Raw genomic sequence first — 24,960 nt, 5'->3', positions numbered from 1 at the left:
ACCCTCAAGTGGTTGATTCTCACCATCTGCGGCTCGTGGTACAACATGCCGGTGCACTCCGTCCTCGCGCATCTCGACGAGCCCCCCGCTCTCGCCGCCGTCGGCATCGGCGTACACGGCCCGGCGGGCCACGTGGACGTGTTCTCGCTGCCGGATCTGTGGCAGTTGCACCTTTACAGCTATGAAGCGGACCTGACGCTGAACGGCACCGCACACCTGATCCGTCCCGGCCGGGTCAGCCTCATTCCGCCCGGCACGCAGGTGCGTTATCACTACCGGGGGCGCTCCGAGCACCTCTACGTGCATCTGTGCCTGAAGCCGGCCGGCTCGCCGGCCCGCATCCCGGTGATCCAGGACGCGGGTGCCGAGCTTGCCGCTCTCACGGCGCAGCTTCGTCAGGCGTTGGCCGCCTGGCCGCACACTCCGGCACGAGCGGCCGCCGAGGTGTGGGCCGCCCTGTGGCGGGTCGCCCATCTGGCCCCGCCGAAGGCCCGGAGCACGCAGGCGGTTCACCGCGCGGTCGCGACGGCGCTGTCGCTGATAGAGACCCGGATGGCGGAGCCGCTGACGGTTGCGGAGATCGCGAAGGCCGCGGGCGTCTCGCACAACCACCTGACCCGGCTGTTCCGCGCCACCACGGGGGAGACCGTGGTCGGATACCTCCGTGCCCGCCGCATGGAACGGGCACGCCACTTCCTGCGTGCCACGACTCTGTCCATCCCCGCGGTCGCGCTCTCCGTCGGCATCCCCGACCTGCAGGCGTTCAACAAGGCGTGCCGCCGCGAACTCGGGGCCGGTCCGCGCAGCATCCGCGCCGCCCAGCCTGTCATCGGCGGTACCCCGATCAACCCTGGCTAGACCGCCTTGGCCATCTCGCGGCAGGCCGTGCCGCGCCGAGCTCCCGCTCGACGGCTCAGTCCTTCGGCGGCGCCGTGCTCTCGCGGATCGTAAGGGTGGTCGCGATCTCCAGGCCGACCTGCTGAGTCGGCTCCCCGCGGCCAAGAGCCAGGGCCAGCTCCGTGGCCGCGGCCGCCATCTCGCTGAGGGGCTGGTGGACCGTGGTCAGCGGAGGGTCCACCCATCCCACGACCGGGAGATCGTCGAAGCCCACCACGCTCAGGTCCCCGGGGATGGACAGTCCCAGCTCGCGAGCCGCCTGGTAGACGCCGAGCGCCTGCAGGTCGTTCGCGGCGAAGATCGCGGTCGGCCGGTCGGGCCTGGAAAGGAGCTCACGCGCCGCCGCACCCCCATGTTCGCGCGTGAGAAGGGTGCGGACCAAGAGCCCGGGATCGGCGGGGACGCCGGCCGTGGCCAGTGCGGAGAGATAGCCGGCCGTTCGGGCCCGGCAGAACGTATGATCTGGGCCGCTGATCATCGCGATGCGGCGATGTCCCAGTTCGAGTAGATGGCGGGTGGCCGCCTGGCCGCCTCGCCAGTTGGTGGTGCCCACGAAGGGCACATCGTCCGGCAGTTCGTCGATCGGATCGAAGACGACGAACGGGATCCCTTTCGTCTTCAGTTTCTCGCGTTCGGACGGCGACAACTGCGCCACCGACAGGACGCAGCGAGGGCGGCGGCCGACCGTGTCGTCGATGGACATCGCGGGCGTGTCATGGAGGCCGAGCTTCGAGATCATGACTCCGACGCGATTCTTGCGGGCAACCTGCTCGACGCCGCGGATGATCTCCACGGCCCACATGTTCTCCAGCTCGCGGAACACGAGCTCCACGACGTTGCCCCGGCTGCCCGAGGGTCTGCGGTAGCCGTACCGGTTGATCAGTTCCTCGACACGGGCACGGGTCTGCCCCGAGACTCCCGACCGTCCATTCAGGACTTTGGACACCGTGGGGATCGAGACACCGGCGGACTCGGCGATGTAGGCGATGGTGACCGAACCGGGGGCCTCGCCTCGTTCGTCCTGCTCGTCCGCCGGCTCGCCCGTTCGGTTGTCCGTCACGTTAACCCTTCCTCATCCACGGTGGGCCGCGAGAACCGTACCGTCGGCGACGTGCCCAGATGGACGACGCGCCCAGAAAGACGAGGGGCGGCAGGCTCACAGCCAGCACCTCAAGGGAACTATAAAGCAAGCCTGGAAAAGTTTCTTGCCTGGACCGAGGCCCGCGCCCGTCCTCCGGCACCGGCCCGAGTCGCCCGCGAGCACCGACGCGGACAGGGGAAGCCGCGTGTTCGGCGGAACGGCACGGCCGCTCGGCGCCGGTACGACACGGCTTCCGCAACGGATAGTCGACAGTACGATTTCGCGAGAAACTTTCACCCGGGGTTTCTGAGGAGCAGCATGGCCCCCCGCTACTTCGGCTGACCGACGCCTGGTCGGCCGGTGAAGGCGTTGTTCACGGCCTGCCCTCGTAGGCGAACCAGTCGAAGTGGGCCTCGCCGGTCGCGGCGTACATGCCGATCACCCGGCCGGTGAAGCCGCCCGCCACCTCGGTGGACAGGTAACGACCGTCTAGAGCGGCGAGCACCGTGAACGCGCCGTCCTCGGTCTCGATGCCGAACGATAGCGTGTCCGGTCCGGAGCGGGCGTCCTTGGGCGGCAGGTCGTCCGCGTGAACGCCCAGTGCCAGCGGCCCGGCGGGCACCGCCCGCTCGGCCGCCACGGTGCGCAGCGAGCCGATGCGGGCGATGACGCGCACCCGCCCATCGGCCGCCTCGATCTCGTAGTGGTGTCGCTCGTCGAGCCGGACGGCGAGGCCGCCGCTCCCTCGCGTGAGGTCGATCAGCGTGCGTGCGCGCCATCTCAGGTGCTGGACGCGGCGGCCGAGGAAGGCTACGTCGGCGTCGTCCAGGGATGCGCCTCGTGCACGGAGGGTCAGCCAGCCGGGCCGTTCCTTTGTGGTGCAGGAGTCCGCCGACCGGCTTCGCACGGAGATCCAGTACGGCCGAAGCTCGGCGAGGTCGAAGTCGTCCCTGCTCACCGCACCGGATCCGGCCGGTGCGCCGGAGACGAGCTCGCCGACGACGGGCCAGCCGTCCACCCAGGTCACCGGGGCGAGGAAGGTCTCGCGGCCGAGGACGTGCCAGCCGGGGGTCCCCCCGCGTGGCCGTACTCCGAGCAGGACCATCCACCACGATCCATCACGGGCCTGGACGAGATCGGCATGGCCGGTGTTCTGGATCGGGTGGCCGGTGCCGCGGTGCGTCAGAATCGGGTTGGCCGGGCACGGCTCGAACGGCCCGCCCGGCGCGGGACCGCGGGCGATCGACACGCCATGGCCGCGCTCGGTGCCGCCCTCCGCGATGAGCAGGTACCAGTACTCGCCGATCCGGTAGAGGTGCGGCGCCTCCGGGGCGGCGGCGCCCGGGGTGCCCGACCACAGCCTTCGCGGCTCCTCGGCCGTCCGTCCCGTCCACGGGTCGATACGGACCTGGCCGATCCCGGCGAAGGTGCACCAGCAGGCGCCGTCCTCGTCCCAGGCCAGATCGGGGTCGATGCCGGGCACGCCGGACAGCCGGATCGGGTCGGACCACGGTCCGGCGGGGTCCGTGGCGGTGAACAGCAGGTTGCCTTCGCCATCGCTCACGTTGGTGACGGCCAGCCAGAACCGGCCGTCGTGGTGGCGGAGCGTGGGCGCGTAGACCCCGCCCGAGGAGGACGTGCCGGCGGGCAGGCGCAGCTGGCCGGGCCGCTCCAGCGCGTTGCCGATCTGCGTCCAGTGCACCAGGTCACGGCTGTGGAAGATGGGCACGCCGGGGAAGTACTCGAAACTGGAGCAGGCGAGGTAGTAGTCATCGCCGACGCGGCAGACGCTGGGATCGGGATGGAATCCAGCGATGACCGGATTGGGGGTATGGTCTGACACCCCGCGGGTCCTTTCATCGGAGGCGAAGCGACACTGCCGACAGAGCGGTGACAGGTCACGGTGAGCTGCCCGTCCCATCCGGCTCTTGCCTCAGCACGGCACAGCCGCCCGGTGGCAGTTCGTCCACCGGCCCGTCCGTCAGCAGGTCGTGGCCGGGCCAGGGCAGGGCTACGGCCTGAGCCGTGTGGTTGATCAGGAACCGCCAGCGGCGGCCGTCGGCGGCGTGGCGGGTGACGGCTTCGACGCCGCGCGGCAGGCCGGGCGTCTCAGGGGCGACGCCGGCCTCGCCGAGCAGCCGGTTGATCAGTTCGGCGTAGCCGGTGTCGTCGAGGCGGGTGGAAAGATACCAGCCCTGGCCGCCGCCGAAGCGGTGCCGGGTGAGGGCGGGCGCGCCGGCGAGCATGCCGTGGGTGTAGGCCGCGATCAGCTCGGCGCCTTCGGCGCGCAGCGCCTCGCTCCACACGCTCGCGCGGGCGCCGTCGGACAGGACGATCTGCTCGTCCCGCCGCAGTGGCCGGTACTCCTCGACACGGATGCCCAGCGCCTCGCGCAGCGGCGGCGCGGGGTAGCCGCCGAGGCGGGCGTGCGGGCGCTCGTCGACGGCACCGCTGAAGTGCTGGACGAGCAGCGTCCCGCCGCCCTGGACGTAGCGGCGCAGGTTCGCGGCGCCCGCGTCGGAGAGCAGGTACAGGGCGGGGGCGATGACGAGCCGGTAGCGGCCCAGATCGTGTGCGGGGTGGGCGAGGTCGGCGGTGACGCCGTTCTCCCACAGCGCCTGATGCGCGCGGCGCAGTGCGTCATGGTAGTCGAGATCCGGCGAGGGCAGGCCGTCGCCGTCCATGGCCCACCAGGCGTCGGCGTCGTGGAGGACGGCCGCCTGAGCGGTGACGGTCGAGCCCGCGAGCTCGCCCAGGCGGGCGACCGCTTCGCCGAGGGCCCGGACCTCACGGAAGATCCGGCTGTCGGCTCCCGCGTGCGGGACCATCGCCGAGTGCCACTGCTCGGCTCCCGCGCGGGACTGGCGCCACTGGAAGAACAGGGCGCCCTCCGAGCCGCGGGCGATGTGGCCGAGGGTGTGCCGCAGCATGTCCCCCGGCTCCTTGGTCAGGACCCGGTCGGTGTCGTACACGGTGCTGGTGCCCTGTTCCATCAGCAGCCACGGGCGGCCCCCCGCCAGGGACCGGGCCCTGTCGGCGCCGAAGGCGGTGTCGGCGGCGGCCCCCATGCCGGGCGCGCTGGGGTAATGGTCGATGGCGACCAGATCGACCTCGCGGCCGAAGGCCCACAGATCCAGGTTCTGATACGCGGGGAGCATCAGATTGGTGGTCACCGGCCGGTCGCTGTGCGCGCGGATGGCATTGCGCTGCTCTCTGTAGGCGGCCACGACCTCGTCGGACCAGAAGCGGCGGTAGTCCAGGCACTGGCCGGGATTGCGATGCCACTGGGTGGCCCGCGGCGGCAGCACCTGCTCCCAGGAGGTGTAGTGCTGGCTCCAGAACGCCGTCCCCCACGCCTCGTTGAGGGCTTCGAGCGAGCCGTGCCGGGCGCGCAGCCATCTGCGGAAGGCGGCGGCGGCGTGGTCGCACCAGCAGAACGTGGCGTACTCGTTGTGCACGTGCCACAGGACGACCGCCGGGTGGTCACCGAAACGCTGCGCGAGCGCGGCGGCGATGCGCCGGGAGGCCCGCCGGTAGGCCGGAGCGGCCAGGCAGTAGGTGTCACGACTGCCGTGGGTGAGGCGGGCGCCGTCCGGTCCCACCGGCAGGGCGTCGGGGTGGGCCAAGGTGAACCAGGGCGGCGGGGAAGCCGTGGGCGTGGCCAGGTCGACGGCGACTCCGTTGGCGTGCAGGCGCTGGATGTGGGCGTCGAGCCAGGCGAAATCGTAGTGTCCCTCCTCCGGCTCCAGTAGCGCCCACGAGAAGACCCCCACCGTGGCCAGGTTGACTCTGGCCACGCGCATCAGATCGTCGTCCTGCTTCCAGACGGGCTCATCCCACTGTTCGGGGTTGTAGTCGCCGCCGAAGGCGAGGCCGCCGAGCCGGGCGGTCAGCCTGTCCGCGGTCATGCCTGCTCCTGGAGGGTGCGAAGCCGCGCGCCGTCGCGTGGGAAGAGCGGGACGCGCTCGGCAGACGTGGGCACCGGCCGGGGAAAACGGGGATGCGGGGACATGCGGAGGTGCTCCTAAGAGAGATCGCTGAGACGGACGGGACCGGTGCTCCCGCGGACGGTCAGGGTGGGGGCGAGTAGCACGAGTTCGTCGTCCGGCCGCCGGCCGCGCACGGAGGCGAAGATGCGTGAGATGACCTGTTCGACGGCGATGCGGCCGAGCTCTTTCGCGGCACCGGTGACCGCCGTGAGGGCCGGCGCATACTGATCGGCCAGGCGCTCGGGGCACAGAGCGATCACCGACGCCTTGTCGGGAACGATTCGCCCGCGGGTCCGCAGCAGGTGGAGCAGCGGCCCGAGCGCTCGTTCGTTCTGCACCACGAAACCGGTGGTGCCGGGCCGGTCGGACAGGATGCGGCCGAGGGCGCCTACAGTGCTCTCGTAGGTTCCCTCGCAGGAACTGTGCAGAAACCGCATTCGGAGCTCTTCGGCACGCGCGCGGAACCCCGCGAGCGTGCGCTCGGCGTATCCCGCGCGCCGCCGGTAGATGCCGGTTCCGTAGCCGATGAAAGCGATCTCCCGATGGCCCAGCCCGGCCAGGTGATCCACGCACAGGGCGCCCGCGGCGGAGAAGTCGTGGTCGACGCACGACAGCCCGGCCGGGTCGTCGGGCAGGCCAATGAGCACCGTCTGGGTGCGCAGCCCGCCCAAGGTGGAGACGCGTTCGTCGCCCAGCTCCACGTCCATGAGGATGACGCCGTCGGCCAGGCCGCTCGCGGCCAGCCGGCGGATCCCGTCAGGGCCCTCGTCGTTGGTGATCAGCAAGACGTCGTAGCCGTGCTTGCGGGCCGTCATGGTGACGTAGGTGGCTATCTCCATCATCACCGGCACATACACGTCGGGGCGCAATGGCACCACCAGCGCGATGATGTGCGAGCGTTTACTGGCCAGCGCCCGGGCGCCGGCGTGGGGATGATATCCGAGCTCGGCCACGAAATGCTCGACGCGGCGCCTGGTCTCGGCGGACACCGGGCGCTTGCCGCTGAGCACGTAACTGACCGTGCTCGTGGAGACGCCCGCCGCCCTGGCCACATCGCGTATGGTCACCGTACGGCTCATCCCTTGATGGCGCCCGTCAGCACACCGGTGCGGAAATGCTTCTGCATGAAGGGGTAGACGATCAGGAGCGGCACCAGGGTGAGCACCACCACCGCCATCTGCAGCGACAGAGGAGCGGTCTGCGCGTGTGCCATGCCGAAGCCGGAGTTGACCGTGCCAGGCAGGCCGACGCCACGATTGACGTAGGTCAGCAACACGTACTGCAGCGGCCACTTCTCGCTCTCCGTCGGCATGTAGAGCATGACGTTGAAGAAGGAGTTCCAGTAGCCGACGGCGTAGAACAACGCGATCACGGCGGTCACCGCCCGTGAGGTGGGCAGCACGACGGACCGGAGAATGCGCCAGTCTCCCGCCCCGTCCATCCTGGCCGCGTCGATCAGGTCGCCGGAGGTCTCGGCGTAGAAGGAGCGGAGCACCAGGATGTTGAAGACCGAGACCGCACCCGGCAGGATCAGCGCCCACCACTGGCCGTAGCCGCCCAACCCGGTCACGACCAGGAAGGTGGGGATCAGGCCACCGCCGACGAACATCGTGACGATCAGCAGCACCAGGATGAAGCGGTGCCCGAGGGAGTGCGGCCGGGACAGGCCGTAGGCGCACAGGATGGACACGACCATGGACAGCGCCGTGCCGATCACGGTGATGCCGAGGCTCACCACCAGTGCGGTGCGCACGGTGGGGTCGGTCAGCATCTCCCGGTAGGCCTGAAGGCTCAGGCCGTCCGGCCAGACCACCAAGCCGCCTGCCCGGTTGATGGCGCCGGGTGTGGACAGGCTGGTCACCACGATGATCCATAGAGGGCCCAGCACGAGCGCCAGGACACCACCGAGGGTGACGCCCTTGGCGGATCGACCGGTGATGGTCGGGGGTTCCTGCCAGGGCGGGCGTGAGGTCCTGCGTGCCCGGGGAGTCGCCGCTGCGGCGGTCCTGCCTCTTTCGATGGTGAACACCTTGGTCATTTCCGGTACAACCCGTCCTCGCCGAAGAAATGCGCCAGCTTGTTGGCGCCCCAGATGAGCAGGAGGGAGATCACGCTTTTGAAGAGACCGGCCGCCGCGCCGAAGCTGTAGTTGCCCGTGGAGATGCCGTAGTAGAAGGAATAGGTGTCGAGCACCTCAGCGGCCTCATGGCCGACCGCCGCGCGCTGGATGAGGAACTGTTCGAAGCCGACTGAGAGCGCTCCACCGAGCCGGAGCACCAGCATCAGCACGATCACTCCACGCAGGCCGGGCAAGGTGATGTGCCACATCCGCCGGAAGGGCCCGGCGCCGTCCACGGCCGACGCCTCGTAGAGGCCGGGGTCGATGGCGGCCAGCGCGGCCAGGAAGACGATGATCCCCCAGCCCGCTTCCTTCCACACGCCCTGGAAGGTGACCAGCAGTGCGAAGGTGTCCGCGTTGGTCATCACGTCCCAGGTCTGCAGGTCGTGCGAGCGCAGGAACTGATTGAGCGCGCCGGCGCCGCCCAGCATCTGCTGGAAGACCGTGATGACCAGCACCCATGAGAAGAAGTGCGGCAGATAGACGACGGACTGGATGAAGTTGCGCACCCGCTCGCTGAGAACCGAGTTGAGCAGGATCGCCAGCACGATCGGGACGGGGAAGAACAGGACCAGAGAGACGAAGCTCAAGTACAGCGTGTTGTTCAGCGCGCCCCAGAACAGCGGGTCTGCGAAGATCGCGCGGAACTGCTCGAAGCCGGCCCAGTCGCTGCTCCAGATCCCGATCAGCGGGTCGTAGTACTGGAAGGCGGTGACGACCCCGACCATCGGGACATAGTTGAAGATCAGCAGTAGGACGACCGCGGGTATAACCATGAACAGCACGGTCCGGTCGCGCCGCAGCTTCTCCCGCAATGTCAGAGACGCTCTCAGCGGGCCGGGCGTGCTCACTGACCCGTGCCGTACTTGTTCAGCACGTTGTCGGTCATCCACTGCTTGAGCCGGTCACCGCCGCCGGCCTTCCAGGTGGTGATGGCGGCCTGCACGTCGGAGGGCTTCTTCTTGCCGTGGTAGCAGTCCTTGATGGTGTCCTCGACCGCCTGCGCGGCACCGGCCGACGCCAGTTGCTGAGGCATGCTGATGTTCATGTTCCAGAAGACCGGCTTGTACAGAGCGTTGACATTGGCGGCCTCCCAGGCGGCGTAGTCCCTGGTGATGGAGTCGACGCCGGGGTTGCTGAGCACCGAGGGCGGCGAGGCCAGGAAAGGGAAGGTCTGCGCCTGGACGAACTTCTTGCCGTCCTCGGTCGCGGTCGGCACCCCGTCCTTCATCGTGTGATGGACGCCTTCGACACCGTAATTGACCAGCGTGTACTCAATAGAGCCGAACGGAGCGGCCAGGTAGTTGGCGACCGCCAGCAACTCCTCGATCTGCGCCGGCTTGAGGTTGATGTTGAGGTAGCTGATCATGCTCGTGGAGGCGCCCATGAACATGCGGGGCCGGCTCGTGCCGTCTGCGGCGATGTAGTCGAAGGTGCCGCGGCGGTAGTTCTTGTCGGCGGCGGTGCCCGACTGATGGTCGGTCAGGTTCCACGTGCCGAGACCGCCACCGTGCATCAGCACCTTTCCCGCATAGAAGCGGGTGGCGTCCTCCCGGCCGGCGATCGCGTCCGGGTGGAGGTAGCCGGCCTTCGCCAGCCGGTAGTGCCAGTCGAGTGCCTCGATAAACTGCGGCAGCTCGTACTTGTGGACCAGCTTGCCGCCTTGGACGTCCCAGCCCGAGGGGATGTTCCAGGCGATGGAGAGGTAGGTCCACACATCGTCGAAGGCCCACACGCCGCGCTTGGCGTCGGTCAGCTCCTTGCCCAGGTTCATCAGGTCGTCGGCCGACTTGACCTGGTCGGCGGTGATGCCCTTCGCGTCGAAGACGTCGCGCCGGTAGAAGATGGCGCCGGGGACGGCGAAACCCGTGGAGAACCCGGGGATGCCGTAGAGCTTGTCGCCCCACGCGCCGGCCTGCCACGCGCCGGTGGGAAGGGCGGCGAGGTTGGGATACTTCTTGATCTTGTCGCCGGCCAGGTAGGGCGTCAGGTCGGCGAGCTGGGTTCCGGCCAGTCCGCCGAGGTTGAAGTTGGAGTTCCACCAGTTCGGCAGCTGGATCCAGTCGGGTAGCCGCTTGGCGGCCGTCATCGTCGGGATGATGGTGGCGTAGTTGTTGCCGTCAGCGGGCTTCATGTTGAGCGTGACACCCAGGGCCTTGTTGACGGCCTCGTAGAAGGAGTTCCCCGCCGGCGGCACCGTTCCCCAGAGCGGGGTGACGGCGGTGTAGACACCGCCCTTGCCCGGAACTCCGCTGACAGTGGCGATCCGGTTAAAGGGGTACTTCAGAAAGCCGGGATCGGTCGCCGCTCCCGCGCCCCCCGTCACTGACGGAATGTCCGGCGTGACGGCGGTGCTGGGCACATGGGCCGGAAGCGCCGCCTGCAGTCCCGTCTTGGTGTTCGTTCCGGTCTTCTGCCGGGGTGCGCCGCTGCAGGCGGCGAGCAGCGGAGCCATAGCCGCGGCACCGATGAAGGCTCTGCGATTCAACTCGAGTCGCATGGGGGGATCTACCCTTCGAGGTCGTCGAAGCGCTTCTATGTGCCGCGAGACTAATGACATGTTTCAAGGCGACACAAGGGCAACTTCGCGCGAAAGTTTCTCTCAGCTGATCGTTGACACCCCAGCGGGCTCGTGACAGCGTCGATGCCCTTCGCCAACCCCCCTCCACCGACCCTTCAGAGGTTGGACACATGGGCTCACCATCTCCACCCGCCGCTGATCTGCGGACATGTCCCGCAGCAGGGAGGACGTGAGGTCCTTGCCGAAGTCCGTCCACTGCTCGAACATGTGATCCAATGGGGCGCGACCGCGCGACTTGGCGTGTTTCTTGAATTTGCAGTGGGCCGGCGCGGCAGTGACCGTTGACGGAGGCTGCCGGCCATTTCGGGCTCAAGAGCGACCACGACACTACAAACCAGCCCTGTAGGGCGGTGACCTACGACAACGCGACAGGTGCAGACAGGGCGCCAGTGCGAAATGACGCGTCGAACCGATTCACACATCGCGGCGGTACGGCTCCGGCAGCGCGGATCCGCGCCGGGATTGATGGAGGCTCTGATGTGCCTCGGGTTCCGTGGCGTCGGCTTGTCGGCCGTCCTGCCGGCCAGGTATTCGCGGAGGGCGACGGGATCGACATCACCGAGACGCATGGGCTCGGTGGGGTGCTGTGCGCAGCGCCGCCGCCGCCGACTATGCGGCCGAGCAAGGCCGACGACGGCCAGGGGGGCGGCCGGGCGCGGCGGCCGATGGGACGCCGCGCCGGCCGCCACGCGTGAATCCGAGCGTCAGGTGCCTGTCGAGAGGAACCCTGGTGAACGCCGCGTTCGCCCGCTCGGCGGATCAGGTGGTCCTGATCAGCTGCGCAGGGTCCACTGCTGGTTGGATCCGCCGTTGCAGGCCCAGAGGATGAGCTTGGTGCCGTTGGCCGTGGCCGCCGCGTTGGCGTCCAGGCACAGGCCGGACTGGACGCCGGTGATGGTGCCGTTGGAGTTGACGTTCCACTGCTGGTTGGTCTGTCCGTTGCAGTCCCAGATGATCACCTGGGTGCCGTTGGCGGTACCGGCCCCGTTGGCGTCCAGGCACTTGTTTCCGTACACCTGCAACTGCTTGCCCGAGGTGGAGGTGAACCGCTGGTTGGTGGCGCTTCCACAGTCCCAGATCTGCACCTGGGTGCCGTTGGTGGTGCTGGAGTTCGGCACGTCGACGCACCGGCCGGACTGGCCGCCCACGATCTGGACGCCCTGCTGCGGGTTGCCGCCCGACACCGCGTACCCGGCGGCGGTGATGTTGGCCTGGACGGCGTTCTCGGTGGCGTCGGAGGGATAGCCGGAGGTCATCACGCCTTCGTAGAAGGTGCCGGCGGCGCCGTTGCTGTTGTCGCCGCCGATGCCCAGGATGATCGCTCCTTCCTTCTTCATCGGGTTGTAGCCCGAGACGTTGGGCCGGACCCCGTTGTAGAAGGTGGACAGGCTTCCCGACTGGGCGTTGCCGCCGCGGATGGCCCAGTGGTTCGGCTCGCCCTTGACGATCGCGGTCAGGAACCGGTGGCTGATGGTCGGGTCGTTGGCGTTGTTCTTCTGGTTGACCCCGGAGAACAGGCCGTTCTCCAGGTCGGCCATGATCCACGGCCCGTTGCCGGCCCCCGAGCCCCACCAGTTGTTGTTGCCGAAGTAGATGGCCTCCATGTGGCCGTTGCCGTTGTCCAGATTGTTGGTCTCGGCGTTGCCGTAGTCGAAACAGCAACCACCGTTGTAATGCGTGCCGTCGAAGATCGCGTACATCCCCTCCGGCTGGTCGCCGGTCGCGATGCCCGAGGTCCGGTTGTTGCGGTAGCCGGTGCCCGGGTTGACGTAGACGCCGTAGGCCTTCTGCCCGCCCACCATGATCGGCGCCGCGGTCGCGTTGGCGAGGTTGTCAGGGCCGCCGGCCGCCCCGCCGCCGGGCGCCTGGGTGAGGTGGTTACCACGCCCTGACTGGTCGTAGATGACGGTGATCAGACAGGTGGTGCCGGAGCAGAACGCGTCCTGCGTGGCGGCGTTGGCCACACCCCCCGCGCTGAGCGGGGCGACGTCCCGCGTGGTGTTGTCCGACGAGCGCCTGACCTGGTACAGCGGGCCGCTGTAGGCGCCGTAAAGCGCACGGGTCGTGCTGTGCGCCGCCACACACGGCGTACCGCCCGCGGCGTAGATGTCACACGGGCCGGTGGTGGCGGCCCGGGCCGTACCACCGCCGACCAGGCAGGCGGTGGCGAGCAACGCGCTCGCCCCGGCCGTGAGCGCCCTTCTCAGGCTTCCGAACAGCATCATGCCCTCTTCTCTCCATCGGGATCGTCATCGGACACCACCGCTACAGCAGTCTGAGCTGGTAGATGTTAACGCTAACATCCACCCTCAATCGAACCGATTCGCTGTCAACGGGATAGTGCGCAGTCAAAGCACTGAAGGCCCCGGCGTCAAGAAGGCGGATCGAACATCCCGGACGCCTCGGGGGTGCCGTCAGCGCGCCGCCTGGGCTCTCACCCTGACGCCTTCGAAACTTTGCGATGAGATGTCCTGAAACTTCCACCTCGGGCCCGCCGGATGTGAGCCGCCGCCTGCCTCACCGGATCGCCATTGATCCCAGCGTCGACCGGCGTTGATCTTCTGTGGCGACCGGGCCGGCGCGTACGGCGAGAACGCGGGACCCCGCCTCGGAAGGTTCCGAGGCGGAGCCTGGCGTCATCGCGGCCGACTCAGCTCGCGGTGCAGGTGATGGGCGAGGGGACGGCGTTGGTCCCGTTGACGGTTCCGGTGAAGCCGAAGGTGGTGGAGGCACCGGAGCTCAGGGTGCCGTTGTAGTTCGCGTTCCCCACGGTGACGGCGGCTCCGGACTGGCTGAGGGTGCCGTTCCAGAGCTGGGTGATCGTCTGGCCGTTGGCGTACCGCCAGGCGGCCGTCCACCCGGTTACCGCCCGGTTCGCGGTCACGGTCACCTCACCCTGGAACCCGCCCTGCCAGGAGTTGACCACCTTGTACGTGGCCGTGCACCCCTGTCCCGAGCTCGGAGTCGGCGTGGGGGTCGGCGTGGGGGTGGGCGTCGGCGTGGGGGTCGGCGTGGGGGTGGGCGTGGGGGTGGGCGTCGGCGTGGGAGTCGGCGTGGGGGTGGGCGTCGGCGTGGGAGTCGGCGTGGGCGTGGGGGTCGGCGTCCGGGTGGGCGTGGGGGTCGGGCTGGGACCGCCCCCGCCGGCCTTCAGGACGGTGATGGAGTACGGGGGAAGGGTGATCGACGTCGCCGAGGAACCGGTGGTGGTGCTGATCGAAGTGTTCCCCTTCTGCCACTGCACGATGGTCGGGCTGCCGCCGGGCGAGAACCCCGAGTAGGACAGCGAGACCGTGGTGGAGTTGTTGAGGTCCTTGTTGACCAGCACGACGTTCAGGCCGCTGGAGGTCTTCACCGCGTGCGCGGCGAGCAACGCGTTGGACGAGGAGGCCTGCACGAGCGTGTCACCCGGAGATCCGGCCTTGCCGACCATGGCCAGGCCGTAGTACGGCGAGAACGGCGTGTTGGTCGCCGGCTCACCGGAGGCGCCGGAGGACAAGATGCCCTCGTCGTGGTAGTCAACGGTCCCGTCGTCGTTCCTGCCAGGGCTTTGGCTGGTCCCGTTGTGGAGATTCCACCAGTCCAGGTTCATCGCCCCGTTCTCGAACCAGGTCAGATAGCTGTCGGTGGCGAACAACGCGGCGGTGGCGCTGTTGAGCTGGTAGCTGGGGTTCAGCTCGGTGACCGCGATCCCGATGGAAGAGGCCCGGCTTCCGGCGTATCTGGAGATCAGGGAGCGGAGCGAGCCGGTGATCGTCGAGATCTGCGACACCTTGGTCAGGCTGTCGGCCGCCGAGGAGGCGCCCGGGTACCAGTGGACGATGACGAAGTCGGCCTTGTCCTGGACGATCGACATGACCGTGTTGTTCCAGTCGGCGCTGTCGCCCGACCCGACGATGCCGTCCGGCCAGCTCCCCGGGGTCGTGAGCACGACGCCCACCTTGATGGTGGAGTCGACGGCCTTCATCGCCGAGATGTACTGCACCACGTTGTTGGCGTATGTTCTCGGGCTCTTGTCGGAGTGGTTGTCCTGTTCCCACCCCGACCCGTAGTGGCCGTTGCCGTAGACCTCGTTACCGACCTCCCAGTACTTGACGCCGTAGCCCTTGGTGACGTTGGCGTACCGCACCCAGTCGGCCGCCTCCTGCGCGGTGCCGGTGCCGTAGTTGGCGATGACGACCGGCTGCGCGCCGGCCGAGCGCACCGTGCCGATATAGGTGTCGAAGTCGGTGTTGGGGGCGACGTACCCGCCGTCGGCCGTGTTGGTCTTCCAGTGGTAGATGTCGGCGTACGACCCGCCCGGGTAGCGGACGGCGGTGAAGCCGGCGTCCCGCAGCAGCCCAGGTATGGCCGAATGGTTCATGTTCCCGTCATAGACGGCGACGTTGACGCCGTGTCCGGCGGGCGGGATCGCGCCCCGAGCATTGTTAGCGCTAACATTCACGGTCGCGGTAGTAGCCGCCGATGCCGAATCGACCGTCACGGCGCTGATCACCGTAGCGGCCAGGGCCGTGGCGGCGAACAGCGCCACGACGGCCCGCCGACGGCGGAGCAAGCCAGGCATCCGAACTCCTCGAAAGTCGCGTGCGCGGGACGCACAGGGTCAGCGGAGCGTGATCGAGCCCCCTGCCTCCGGTCAAGCGAGCGGCCCGCACGTGACGGGCCAAGCGACCCCAACTGCACCGACGGCGGCCCACCGGGTGCAACTTTCACTCATTGAGCCGGCACGACCGTAGAGCGATCGGCCGGCTACTCTCACGTTCGCGAAGAACACGGCGAGTGCTGTGAAGGTCATGCTGGCGGGAGGGTTCCACGGCGAGGCGAAGACCGTCGCCCCGAGCTCGACGGCGCGCTTCGCCGTCGCCAGGTCACGGCTCCAATCCGACTGGTTCTCGTTGACGGGGATCCGCAGCACCGAGAACCCCAGCTACCACCTACTCCGGATGCCGAGCCGGCTACCCGGTCGTATGGGCCGCCTTCGACGAAGGCCACATCGCCGCTCCGCAGGACGGCGCCACCGGCGACAGCGGCTCCATGACCTGGGTTCCGGCCGAGGTGTGGAAGTTCTTCACCCAGTTCGCGAGCACCGACCCCAACCCCACTCCGACCCCCACCCCGACCCCCACGCCGGGCACCGGAGCCTGCCGGGTCACCGACACCCTCAACGCGTGGAACTCCGGTCTGACCTCGGACATCTCCATCACCGACACCGGCACCGCCGCGATCAACGGCTGGTCGCTGGTCTTCACCCTGCCCGGTGGCCAGACCATCACCTCCGGCTGGAACGCCACCTACTCCCCCACCAGCGGCCAGGTGACGGCGAAGAACGTCTCCTACAACGGCGCCATCGCCCCCAACGCCTCGGTCAGCATCGGCTTCCAGGCCACCCACACCGGCAACACCGGCAAACCCACGTCATTCACCCTCAACGGCGCGGCGTGCACCATCGCCTGACCAAGGACGAACCCTCAGGGGTGGAGCCCGGCCGGGCTCCACCCCTGAAGCTCACCCGCTCACCCGCTCACCCGCACCGGTGCGCCGGCTTCTCCGGTACGTGTCCGCCGTCGACTCCACCTGCGACTCGTCCGGAAACTGCAAGGCAACCCGTCGTCATCTCCAGCGGAATGAAGGCCTCAGCGATACTCGCGCCCGCGACGCGACCGAACCGGCAGCCCGATCTCGGGGCCCGCACCTGAGGGTATGGTGAGCCTTCCACGTCGACCATGAGACCAGCGCGTTCACCGCAGCCCACTCGACTCGCGTCACCCGGCCGAGGTCGCGGCCCCCCGGCCGCGGGCCGGCTCGGAGGCACCGGTTCGCCAACTGGTCCAGCCGCGGCAGAGCACGTACGCCACCGCGGTCGTCACCAGGACGAAGAGGTCGATGAACGCGGTCTGCGCCGCGTCGGGCTTGTCCCACATGACGAAGCAGTAGACGGTGATCGCGCCCTTGTGGAAGAGCAGAAGCTCCCACAGTCCCCATTGTCGGCGCGGCGCGACGGCGAGCACGGTCCACAGTCCCGCGAAGACGATGTAGGCGAGCGTCCGCCAGGCTTCGGTGATGACGCGGTCGTCGGAAACGCTGGTCATGATGAGGATCCCGCCCGCGAACGCGACGAGTGTCGCGGCCGCGTCGACGGCCATCAGCGTGCGCCCGATCCGATCCGCCCAGGGGGACGGACGGCCGGCGGGAGGAGACGCGTCGGCTCCAGTAGCCATGAGGACTCCTTGTGGTAAGGGGATACCGCTCCGGGGTGAGCGCCGGCCGGTCATGACCGCATGGCGTCCATGGCCCGGACGAGAGGCGCTGTACGGCGGCACCGGACGGCTGCCGCTGGGGATGGGGCCCACCTGAGTGGTGCCCTTTCTGGTCCCCGACGCGAACGTCAGGAATGGGGAACGGAGCGGCCGACAGCGGGCGGACGCTCCCGTCCCAGAAGCTTCGCCTCCTTACCGCTAGCGCGGGACGGCACCCGACATCGGGCTCCAGCCGCCCTCCTCGATCTGGGCGCTGATGACCTCAGGGGTGCTGGTGAGCATGTCCGGCAGTTCGGCGATCGCCGTTTTGAGGTGCTCAGAGTTCGTGTGTGCTTCGGCCGCCTCGGGGCTGGCATACCCCTCGACCACCACGTACTGGTGCGGGTTGTCCACGCTCTTGAACCACTCGATCAAGACATTGCCCGGCTCGGCCCGGGTGGCCTGGGTGATGTCCTCGACGAGCGAGAGCCATGCCGCGTCCCGCTCGGGGCGGACGGTGAACTTGACGACCGTGAAGTGCACGGATTCCTCCTTTGGACAGCGGGTAGCCTCGGTTCTCGATCACCGGCCGTGGCAGAGCCGGTGATCGGTGGGAAGCGGCCGGGAACGACGCTAATGACGTTCGCCCGAATTTGGCAGTGCCAGATTTGCTTAACAGTGTCAGGCAGACAGTACGGTGTCGGCATGACGGACGAGCCCACGGCGCCTGACGCCGGCCCGGTACCTCTGCGCCTGCGCCGGCGGGCCGCCGCCACCCGTGAGATCCTCGACGCGGCGCAGGAGCAGATCGCGCTGCACGGCCCCTCCGGCCTGTCCCTGCGATCGGTCGCCCGCAGCCTCGGGATGACCGTGCAGGCGCTCTACCACTACTTTCCCAGCCGCGATGAGCTGACCACAGCGCTGATCATCGAGGCGTACCACCACCTCGCCGACGCCGTCCAAGCGGCGCTCGACACCGCACCGCCGGACGGCGACCTGCCGAGGTTCATCACCGCCGCGGAAGCCTTCCGGGGATGGGGTCTCGACAACCCCGCACGGTTTCAGCTCATCTACGGGACACCGCTGCTCGACTACCAGGCGCCCTCCGATGGCCGCACGACCGCCGGTGCCCGCAGGATCGCGGCCGTCTTCCTCCGAGAGTTGTTCGGTGCATTCACCGATGAGCAACTGGCCCGCACCGAGGTTCCACAACTGAGCGTCGCACTCCGTGCCCGCTTCGAGGAACTGCCGCCCGAAGCGGTCGGCGGACTTCCGCCGCAGGCCGCCGCCCTCTTCATCAGCGTCTGGGGCCACCTGCACGGCCTCGTGGTCCTGGAAGTGTTCGGGCACACCGCCTTCATCGGCCCGTTGCAGGCGGAGGTCTTCCGCGGCGCCATGCACAACCTGCTCTCTGACGCGCATCGGCGAATACCCGCCGGCTGACATTGTCGACTCACGGTCAGCGGGGATACCGGTCTGCCGTTGACCAGTTCATATACGTAGGTATAAACGTTTCCCACAGACACTGGCGGGAGCTCGCCACTCGCAGTTGTTCCAGACCTTCGGCGCCCCTGCCACTCAGACCGTCGCCAAGAGCAGCCGGCAAGGCTTGTGGATGATCACGCTCATACCGGTCGCGCCCGCCTACGAACGTGAGACCACCGGAGACGGCGAACGGCGCAACACCTGGCGTATCAAATCAGGCCGGTCATCCAGGAGGGTGCGACAGCCATCGATGGCATCTTCCCGATGCCTGAGAACCCTTGGTCACTCAGTTCGTCACTCACGCCCCGTTTCTGTGATCAGGAGCGGGGCGTTTTCGCTGGTGGGCGCTACTGGGTTCGAACCAGTGACCCCTCGCTTGTAAGTCAAACCAGGCAGCGGCAGCACCTGCACCAACACCCACCCTGACCTGCGCACACACTCCCCACCAGTCCCCTACCGTCCAGCCTCGTCCACCCCTGTTGTCACCCAGTTTGACACCCACGATGTGCGACATGCCTTGCTGCGACCCCATATGTTCACCACACTCGAACGGCGTGGGAAGGTCCTGGACCGACATGGCCCGTTCGGCGTGGGCAGCGGACAAGCTCGAGCAGACCTCGCGTGCGTCGCTGGGTGCCATCGCCGACGCGCTGAAAGAGGTGTTCGGGCAACTCGGCAACCGGCGGATCGCCGGCGACCTCGTCAGCAACTACCCGCAGGTGGCCGGCGCAAGGAAGCTCGCCGCGGCTCTGGGCGCTGAATAGCGTAGGCCTGGTGGGAATGGGCGGGCGCCCGCGTCGTGCTGCTGACACTGCTCCTGCGCCATCACGACTTCCTCCGCGCCGACCGATGACGTGGCGGAGGAGGTGCGCACCTCTCCGCCACGTGGTGGCACCGTCTGACGAGGCGTCCTTTCAGAGGCGCCCCGTCACGGGTTCCTCCATCATCCGGCGAGCCTCCACGGGCGCCTCGTCATGAGGATCGCCGTCACGGGACATGGGCGGGCGGGATCAGGGGGCGAAGGCCTTGACTTCCAGGAGCCCGACCGACATGTTCGGAGCGCTCTGCAACAGCACCCGCAGCCGCGTTGTGCTGACCGTGGTGAAGTTCACGGTGTTGTACTGGCCACCGACGGTGGGGTAAGCGCTCGCGCCGGGCACGTCGGCGTAGGCGCTGCCGTTCCAGTACTGCAGCTTCCACGACGCGGGCAGGTCGATGCCGTGGTCGTCGTCGAAGAAGTACACCTGCGCCCGGTTGAGCGACACCGCCGAGGACCAGGTCAGCTCGGCCCACTGCTCGCCCTGCTCCGGCCAGGCGCCCCAGCGGGGGTTGACCGTGTCGTTGGACGAGGGCGGGTCGATGTCGTCGTTGATCGCCCCAACCGACTCCCAGGGCGAGGTGTACGAGGCGGACGGCGTCGCGGACGAGGCGAGGTTGCCGCCGGTCGGAGGAGGCGTGGTGCCGCCCCGGTTGTACATCTTGATCTCGGTGAGCCCGCTCTTGGCACCGGGGGAGTTGGTCATCAACACCCGTACCCGTTGTGCGGTGACGGGTGCGAACCGGACCAGGTTGTAGTTGCCGGCCGGGGTGGTGGGGGTCTTCAGCTGCCCGCTGACCGTCGTCCAGGTGCCGCCGTTCAGGTACTGGATCTGGTAGGCCGACGGCGCCCGGTAGGTGCCACTGGCCGGGCGGCTGTCCTCGAAGTACAGCCTGACCTCGTCCAGGGTCTTGGCGCTGCGTAAGTTCACCTCGTACCAGTCCTGGGCGTTGAGCGAGCCGCCCGCGCCCCAGAAGGGCTCGTTGGTCGGGTACCCGTCGACCGCTCCCCCGGTGCTGGTGCCGGAGGCGGTGTGCGAGGCGGAGACGGAGGCGCCCTGCGCGAGGTTGGGCAGGGTGGCGGTGAGGTCGACGCCGGTCTTGGCCAGCGCGTCGACCACGCGGGCGTCGCTCTGGACGACCTGCTGCGGCGCCTGCATGCCTGGGACGGCCTGGTTGTAGGTCACCGTGCCGCCCTGGCCGGTGAAGGAGACCGAGCCGGTGGCCGGGTCCCACACGAACGGCACGAGCTGGTTGACGGTCGCGGCCCGGTTGCCGTTGACGAAGATGGAGTACCCCTGGGGGACGCCCGGGTACTTCACGACGCCGTCGGCCGGGTCGTCCCACACGATGGACAGGTCGGCGTTGCGGTAGCGGATGTTGTTGACCGCGAAGTTGGCCCAGCCGATGTTGATCGGCGAGAGCTCCACCTTGTTGTCGTTGCGCGGCCGCAGGCCCGCGACGTCCTCGATCAGCGTCCAATTGCTGCTGCCGAGGATGTTGTGGTGGATCCAGGACCGGTAGGTGATGGAGGAGCCGTTCCAGTTGGCCCAGAACTCGTTGGCGTCCGGCCACTGGGTGTTGCCGCCGACGTACTGCGCCCAGGTGTTCCAGTAGAGCAGCTTCTTGTAGTCCTCGGTGGTGATGTAGGAGGTGGGGTAGTTGCGCAGCGCCGAGGAGAACAGGCGGAACTGCACGGTGGAGTTGATGGTGGAAAAGTTGTTGCTGCCCGGGCTGCCGGCCGCCGCGGCGGTGGCCTTGTCCCGCTGGTTGGCGGTGTAGAAGGGGAAGACCGGGTACTCGGCCGCGTCGGCGAACAGTGTCGCGCTGCCCATCACCAAGGTGGCCGTGGCCCTCCCAGCCGGAGGTGAGGCCGGGGTGAGCGGCATCCAGGCGGGCACGTCACGGCCGGTGACCTTCAGCGGTAGGCCCGGGGTGAGCATCCCGGTCGGAGCCCAGGCGGTGTCCGACCCGCTGGACCTGGCCGTGACCCCTCGGTCCAACCTGACCGTGACGATCTACCTGGCCCAGGGGCAGGCGTCCACCAACATCACCTCCCACCCCGGCTCCCGGACCACGTCCTACATGGTGAGCGGTGACCGCGTCGCCGACCAGAGCCTGTCGGGGGCGACGGCGACCGATCACTGGTACTTCCTCAGCGGGGTCGAGGTGTGGTCCCCCGCCCGGACCGTGGGCGTGGTCATGCTGGGCGACTCGCTGACCGACGGGCGCGGTTCCACCACCAACGGCAACAACCGCTGGCCCGACCAGTTGCTCGACCGCCTGCAGACCCAGCCCGCGACCCAGAACATCGCCGTCCTCAACCAGGCCGCCGGCGGCAACCGGGTGCTGAACGACGGCCTCGGGCCCAACGCGCTGGCCAGGCTCGACCGAGACGTACTGGCCCAAAGCGGTGTCATGTGGCTCGTGGTGTTCGAGGGCGTCAACGACATCGGCGGGGCCGGAGCCACCCAGGCCGCGGCCGATCTGATCGCGGCCTACGAGCAGATCATCACGCGGGCCCACGCCAAGGACATCCGCGTGTTCGGCGGGACGATCACGGCCTTCGGCGGTAACGGCTACGACGACGCGCAGGGTCTCCAGGAGAACACCCGGCAGACGGTCAACCGCTGGATCCGCACCAGCGGACGCTTCGACGCCGTTATCGACTTCGACCAGGCCACCCGCGACCCGGCGAACCCCCGCCGGTTGCTGCCCGCGTACGACACCGGCGACCACCTGCACCTCAATCCGGCGGGCTACCGGGCCATCGCCGACGCCGTCCCGGCCGGGCTGTTCCAGAGCACCGCGTTCCACGGGAGCTTCGAGTAGAAGCCCGACGGACTAGCCGTGTTCAACGGTCGACGTACTCGACGTCGATGATCATCGGCGCGAACCGCCGTCGATCGCATCCCCTGAAAAGGAGCACTTGTGATCATCAAATTGGGCCGAACCAAGATCCGATCGATGCTCGTCTCGCTGGCGACGGCAGCGGCGCTCATGGCCGCTGGAACGATGACAGTCCTCGCCGATGCGGCCATGCCCGCTGCCACCGGTACCGCCGTGCTCGCCGCCGGTGTGGAAGACGAGGGCGCCAACTGCGCCGTGCCCACCCTGCCGGACGCGGGATCATTGCCCACCAACTCCCGGCTGCCCGATCCGTTCAGGAAGCTGGACAACACGCGCATTTCCAGCAAGGCCGAATGGCGATGCCGGCGGCAGGAGATCAAGAAGCTGGCGCAGAGGTTCGTCTACGGCGAGAAGCCGCCGAAGCCGTCGAGTGTGACCGGGACGGTCTCCTCTACCCGCATCTCGGTGAACGTGTCCCACAACGGCAGGAGCTCGAGCTTCTCGGCAAGTGTGCAGCTGCCCAGCGGTAATGGGCCGTTCCCGGCCGTGTTCGTCCTCGGCGGGATCGGCGCCGACACCGCCACCATCAGAGCGACCGGCGCCGCCGTCATCAACTACGACCCCTACACGGTCGGGCGCGAGGGCACTCCCCGCAGCAACAAGCAAGGCGCGTTCTACAGCATCTACGGCTCCTCCAGCAGCACCGGCTTGCTGGCGGCCTGGGCCTGGGGGGTCAGCCGCATCATCGACGTCATCGAGCAGTCGGGCGGCGACATCCTCAAACCCGACGCCACCGGCGTCACCGGATGCTCCCGCTTCGGCAAAGGCGCCTTCGTGATCGGAGTGCTCGATCAGCGCATCGCGTTGACCATGCCGATCGAGTCGGGCAGCGGCGGTGTTCCCATCTTCCGCGGCATCCCCGGGGAGGGCGCCCAGAGTCTGGGCAGCGCCTACGGCGAGCAGCCATGGCTGGGGGACGCGTTCGGTTCCTTCACCAGCAGTCCGGCCAGGTTGCCGGTGGACACGCATGAGATGGTCGCCATGGTCGCGCCGCGAGGGCTGTTCATCATGGACAACCCGCACATCCCCAACCTGGGTCCCCGCTCCGCGAGCGTGGCGGCCCTGGGCGGAGCGGAGGTCTACAAGGCGCTGGGTGCGGGAAGCAACATCACCTACTGGTCCGACGTCCAGAACGGTAGCCACTGCGCCATCCGGCCTGAATGGCAGACCCCCTTGCAGCAGAACATCAGGAAGTTCCTGCTGAAGACCGGCAACGACCCCGGCACGATCAGGATCGCGTCGAAGGCGCTCGGGAACCTGTCCGAATGGCGGGATTGGCAGACCCCCACCCTGAGTGACGCCTCCCCCAACCCGACGCCGACACCGACCCCCACACCGACACCGACCCCCACACCGACTCCGACGCCGACCCCGGTGCCGGGTGGCTGCGTGGCGACGATGCAGACGGTGAACTCCTGGTCCGGCGGCTTCCAGTCCACCGTCACCGTCCGCGCCGGCGCCACTGCGGTCAACGGCTGGACGGTCAACTGGACCTGGCCCGGCACCCAGGCCATCACCCAGCTATGGAGCGGCGTCCGTTCCGGCTCGGGTTCCAGCGTCACCGTCCGCAACGAGACCTACAATGGCAGCCTCGCCGCCAACGCCACCACCACCTTCGGCTTCACCGCCGGTGGCGCCGCCGCCACCCCGGCACTGACCTGTAGCGCTACCTGACCAACAGGGTGCCGGTGCGGCGTAAGCCTCGCCGGCACCCGCACGCCCCCCGTGCCTATGGCCATCCCCATGGGCCCTTCCTCAAAGAATGCGATGACAAGGACATCTGGTCTGATCAGCACCGCGCGACAACGACATGGGCGCAGGCCGGACCGGACCTGCTGCCGAGATATGAGTACCGGGCATTGATCAAGTTCGGGGACCGTACCCTCTCCTTGCCGGAGCAGGCGATCGACGACGCCTACCAGCGCGTCTGCGTGGACCTGCGCACGCTGTCCTCGGACGGGTCATACAGGTACTACCAGATGCCGCCGCAGCATCGGTTGTGGATTTGGGAAAACCTGGCGCAGGTAGCTGCGGCAGGACGATCCGCGCCACCGCGCGCGACGACGGCTATGAACGTGCCGTCGCCTGCGCAGCGCGACTTCACCGCCCGCACCCCTACCAGCGCTGGGTCGCCGACATCACGCATGTCATGACGTGGGTGGGGTTGGTGTACGTCGCGTTCACCGTCGATGCGTACTCCCGGGCGATCGTCGACTGATCGGCTGCCATCAGCGAACACTCCAAGCTCGTCCTGAACGCCCTGGGCATAGGGCTGTGGTGGCGCGACCAGGGCGGCCACCCGCTGGGCCGGGGCTAGGTCATCACAGCTAGCCAGTAGCGCGTACACCTCGTTCGCCTTTACCGCCTGCCTGATGGAGACGGGCATCGACGCCTCCATCGGCACCATCGGCGCTGATGGGCTCGCAGATCGGCTTGCACAGGACCGAATTGATCAAACCCCGTAAGCCGTGGAAGGCCTGGCCGACGTCGATGCGTCGACGAATGGGTTGACTGGTTCAACCACCAGCGCCGTTCAGCGCGATCGGGCACATCCCGGCCGCCGAACACGAAACCAACTACTACTCAACAGCAGCACGGGTTGATCGCTGGAGTCAGTCATCGGTTGCTGTCCGTGAGGTGCCGAAGTGCGGGGCCGAGCCGGACGGGATATCGCTTACCGCCCGGGTCGTCCGCACGGGCCTATCTCGTTATCGCTGCCAATTGATGACGACTTTTGTTTCAGGGGCGGCGATGCCGGCCAGGTCGAAAACTCTCGCCACCGGGCCGTAATCCTCTTCATGGAGTAACGGTTGTCGGCGTTGACCGGCCATCTGCGATGTCGTGTGGCG

The 24,960-nt window shown here is 68.2% G+C and carries 19 protein-coding genes; 7 read left to right on the top strand and 12 right to left on the bottom strand.

The features are described 5' to 3' along the window. Positions 1 to 12 precede the first annotated feature (12 nt). Positions 13 to 858 carry a helix-turn-helix transcriptional regulator gene (locus tag ACWEN6_RS01300; protein ID WP_452568387.1) on the top strand — a complete coding sequence of 282 codons (846 nt, stop codon included), beginning with the start codon at positions 13 to 15 and terminating at the stop codon, positions 856 to 858. 55 nt (positions 859 to 913) lie between these two features. Here the strand turns inward: ACWEN6_RS01300 and ACWEN6_RS01295 are convergent, their stop codons facing one another. The 9 genes from ACWEN6_RS01295 to ACWEN6_RS01255 form a co-directional block, all read right to left on the bottom strand. Beyond that, complete coding sequence (locus ACWEN6_RS01295; protein ID WP_452568386.1) at positions 914 to 1,957, bottom strand: LacI family DNA-binding transcriptional regulator; 1,044 nt, start codon at positions 1,955 to 1,957, stop codon at positions 914 to 916. Between the two features lie 394 nt (positions 1,958 to 2,351). Continuing rightward, on the bottom strand, positions 2,352 to 3,821 hold the full coding sequence (locus tag ACWEN6_RS01290; protein ID WP_452568385.1) for a glycoside hydrolase family 43 protein: 1,470 nt from the start codon (positions 3,819 to 3,821) through the stop codon (positions 2,352 to 2,354). Positions 3,822 to 3,876: 55 nt separating this feature from the next. Further along, positions 3,877 to 5,886 carry a beta-galactosidase gene (locus tag ACWEN6_RS01285; RefSeq protein WP_452568384.1) on the bottom strand — a complete coding sequence of 670 codons (2,010 nt, stop codon included), beginning with the start codon at positions 5,884 to 5,886 and terminating at the stop codon, positions 3,877 to 3,879. Between the two features lie 116 nt (positions 5,887 to 6,002). Further along, entirely contained in the window at positions 6,003 to 7,034 is a 1,032-nt protein-coding gene (locus tag ACWEN6_RS01280; protein ID WP_452568383.1) for a LacI family DNA-binding transcriptional regulator, read from the bottom strand. Positions 7,035 to 7,042: 8 nt separating this feature from the next. Continuing rightward, positions 7,043 to 8,005, bottom strand: coding sequence for a carbohydrate ABC transporter permease (locus ACWEN6_RS01275; protein ID WP_452568382.1), 963 nt, complete (start codon positions 8,003 to 8,005; stop codon positions 7,043 to 7,045). After that, entirely contained in the window at positions 8,002 to 8,901 is a 900-nt protein-coding gene (locus tag ACWEN6_RS01270) for an ABC transporter permease (RefSeq protein WP_452568381.1), read from the bottom strand. Before ACWEN6_RS01270 ends, ACWEN6_RS01275 begins: the two co-directional genes overlap by 4 nt. Before the next feature lie 32 nt (positions 8,902 to 8,933). Next, positions 8,934 to 10,541, bottom strand: coding sequence for an ABC transporter substrate-binding protein (locus ACWEN6_RS01265; protein WP_452568380.1), 1,608 nt, complete (start codon positions 10,539 to 10,541; stop codon positions 8,934 to 8,936). Between the two features lie 899 nt (positions 10,542 to 11,440). Next, positions 11,441 to 12,892 (bottom strand): arabinofuranosidase catalytic domain-containing protein, encoded by a 1,452-nt coding sequence (locus ACWEN6_RS01260; RefSeq protein WP_452568379.1) that lies wholly within the window; start codon positions 12,890 to 12,892, stop codon positions 11,441 to 11,443. Positions 12,893 to 13,317: 425 nt separating this feature from the next. Next, on the bottom strand, positions 13,318 to 15,228 hold the full coding sequence (locus ACWEN6_RS01255; protein WP_452568378.1) for a cellulose binding domain-containing protein: 1,911 nt from the start codon (positions 15,226 to 15,228) through the stop codon (positions 13,318 to 13,320). 470 nt (positions 15,229 to 15,698) lie between these two features. Here ACWEN6_RS01255 and ACWEN6_RS01250 point away from each other — a divergent pair, with 470 nt between their 5' ends. Further along, positions 15,699 to 16,118: a cellulose binding domain-containing protein gene (locus tag ACWEN6_RS01250; protein ID WP_452568377.1), complete on the top strand. Its 420-nt coding sequence runs from the start codon at positions 15,699 to 15,701 to the stop codon at positions 16,116 to 16,118. 308 nt (positions 16,119 to 16,426) lie between these two features. Here the strand turns inward: ACWEN6_RS01250 and ACWEN6_RS01245 are convergent, their stop codons facing one another. Beyond that, positions 16,427 to 16,882, bottom strand: coding sequence for a hypothetical protein (locus ACWEN6_RS01245; RefSeq protein WP_452568376.1), 456 nt, complete (start codon positions 16,880 to 16,882; stop codon positions 16,427 to 16,429). Between the two features lie 237 nt (positions 16,883 to 17,119). Further along, positions 17,120 to 17,443, bottom strand: coding sequence for a putative quinol monooxygenase (locus ACWEN6_RS01240; protein WP_452568375.1), 324 nt, complete (start codon positions 17,441 to 17,443; stop codon positions 17,120 to 17,122). Between the two features lie 93 nt (positions 17,444 to 17,536). Between ACWEN6_RS01240 and ACWEN6_RS01235 the strand changes: the two genes are divergently transcribed. Together ACWEN6_RS01235 and ACWEN6_RS01230 are read left to right on the top strand one after the other, a co-directional pair. Then, positions 17,537 to 18,343: a TetR/AcrR family transcriptional regulator gene (locus tag ACWEN6_RS01235; protein WP_452568374.1), complete on the top strand. Its 807-nt coding sequence runs from the start codon at positions 17,537 to 17,539 to the stop codon at positions 18,341 to 18,343. A gap of 596 nt (positions 18,344 to 18,939) precedes the next feature. Beyond that, the gene (locus tag ACWEN6_RS01230; RefSeq protein ID WP_452568373.1) at positions 18,940 to 19,149 is read left to right on the top strand and encodes a hypothetical protein; all 210 of its coding nucleotides are present in this window, start codon (positions 18,940 to 18,942) and stop codon (positions 19,147 to 19,149) included. 246 nt (positions 19,150 to 19,395) lie between these two features. Here the strand turns inward: ACWEN6_RS01230 and ACWEN6_RS01225 are convergent, their stop codons facing one another. Beyond that, positions 19,396 to 21,036, bottom strand: coding sequence for a discoidin domain-containing protein (locus ACWEN6_RS01225; RefSeq protein ID WP_452568372.1), 1,641 nt, complete (start codon positions 21,034 to 21,036; stop codon positions 19,396 to 19,398). Between the two features lie 43 nt (positions 21,037 to 21,079). On the opposite strand from ACWEN6_RS01225, the gene ACWEN6_RS01220 reads away from it, so the two are divergent. From ACWEN6_RS01220 to ACWEN6_RS01210, 3 genes are all read left to right on the top strand, one after another. Further along, positions 21,080 to 22,033, top strand: a complete 954-nt coding sequence (locus tag ACWEN6_RS01220) for an SGNH/GDSL hydrolase family protein (RefSeq protein WP_452568371.1) — start codon at positions 21,080 to 21,082, stop codon at positions 22,031 to 22,033. Between the two features lie 99 nt (positions 22,034 to 22,132). Further along, complete coding sequence (locus ACWEN6_RS01215) at positions 22,133 to 23,785, top strand: glucuronyl esterase domain-containing protein (RefSeq protein WP_452568370.1); 1,653 nt, start codon at positions 22,133 to 22,135, stop codon at positions 23,783 to 23,785. Positions 23,786 to 24,116: 331 nt separating this feature from the next. After that, positions 24,117 to 24,329 (top strand): hypothetical protein, encoded by a 213-nt coding sequence (locus tag ACWEN6_RS01210; RefSeq protein WP_452568369.1) that lies wholly within the window; start codon positions 24,117 to 24,119, stop codon positions 24,327 to 24,329. Positions 24,330 to 24,960 lie beyond the last annotated feature (631 nt).

The organism is Sphaerisporangium sp. NPDC004334 (assembly GCF_053602655.1).
This window is presented reverse-complemented; position numbering and strand designations above follow the sequence as displayed.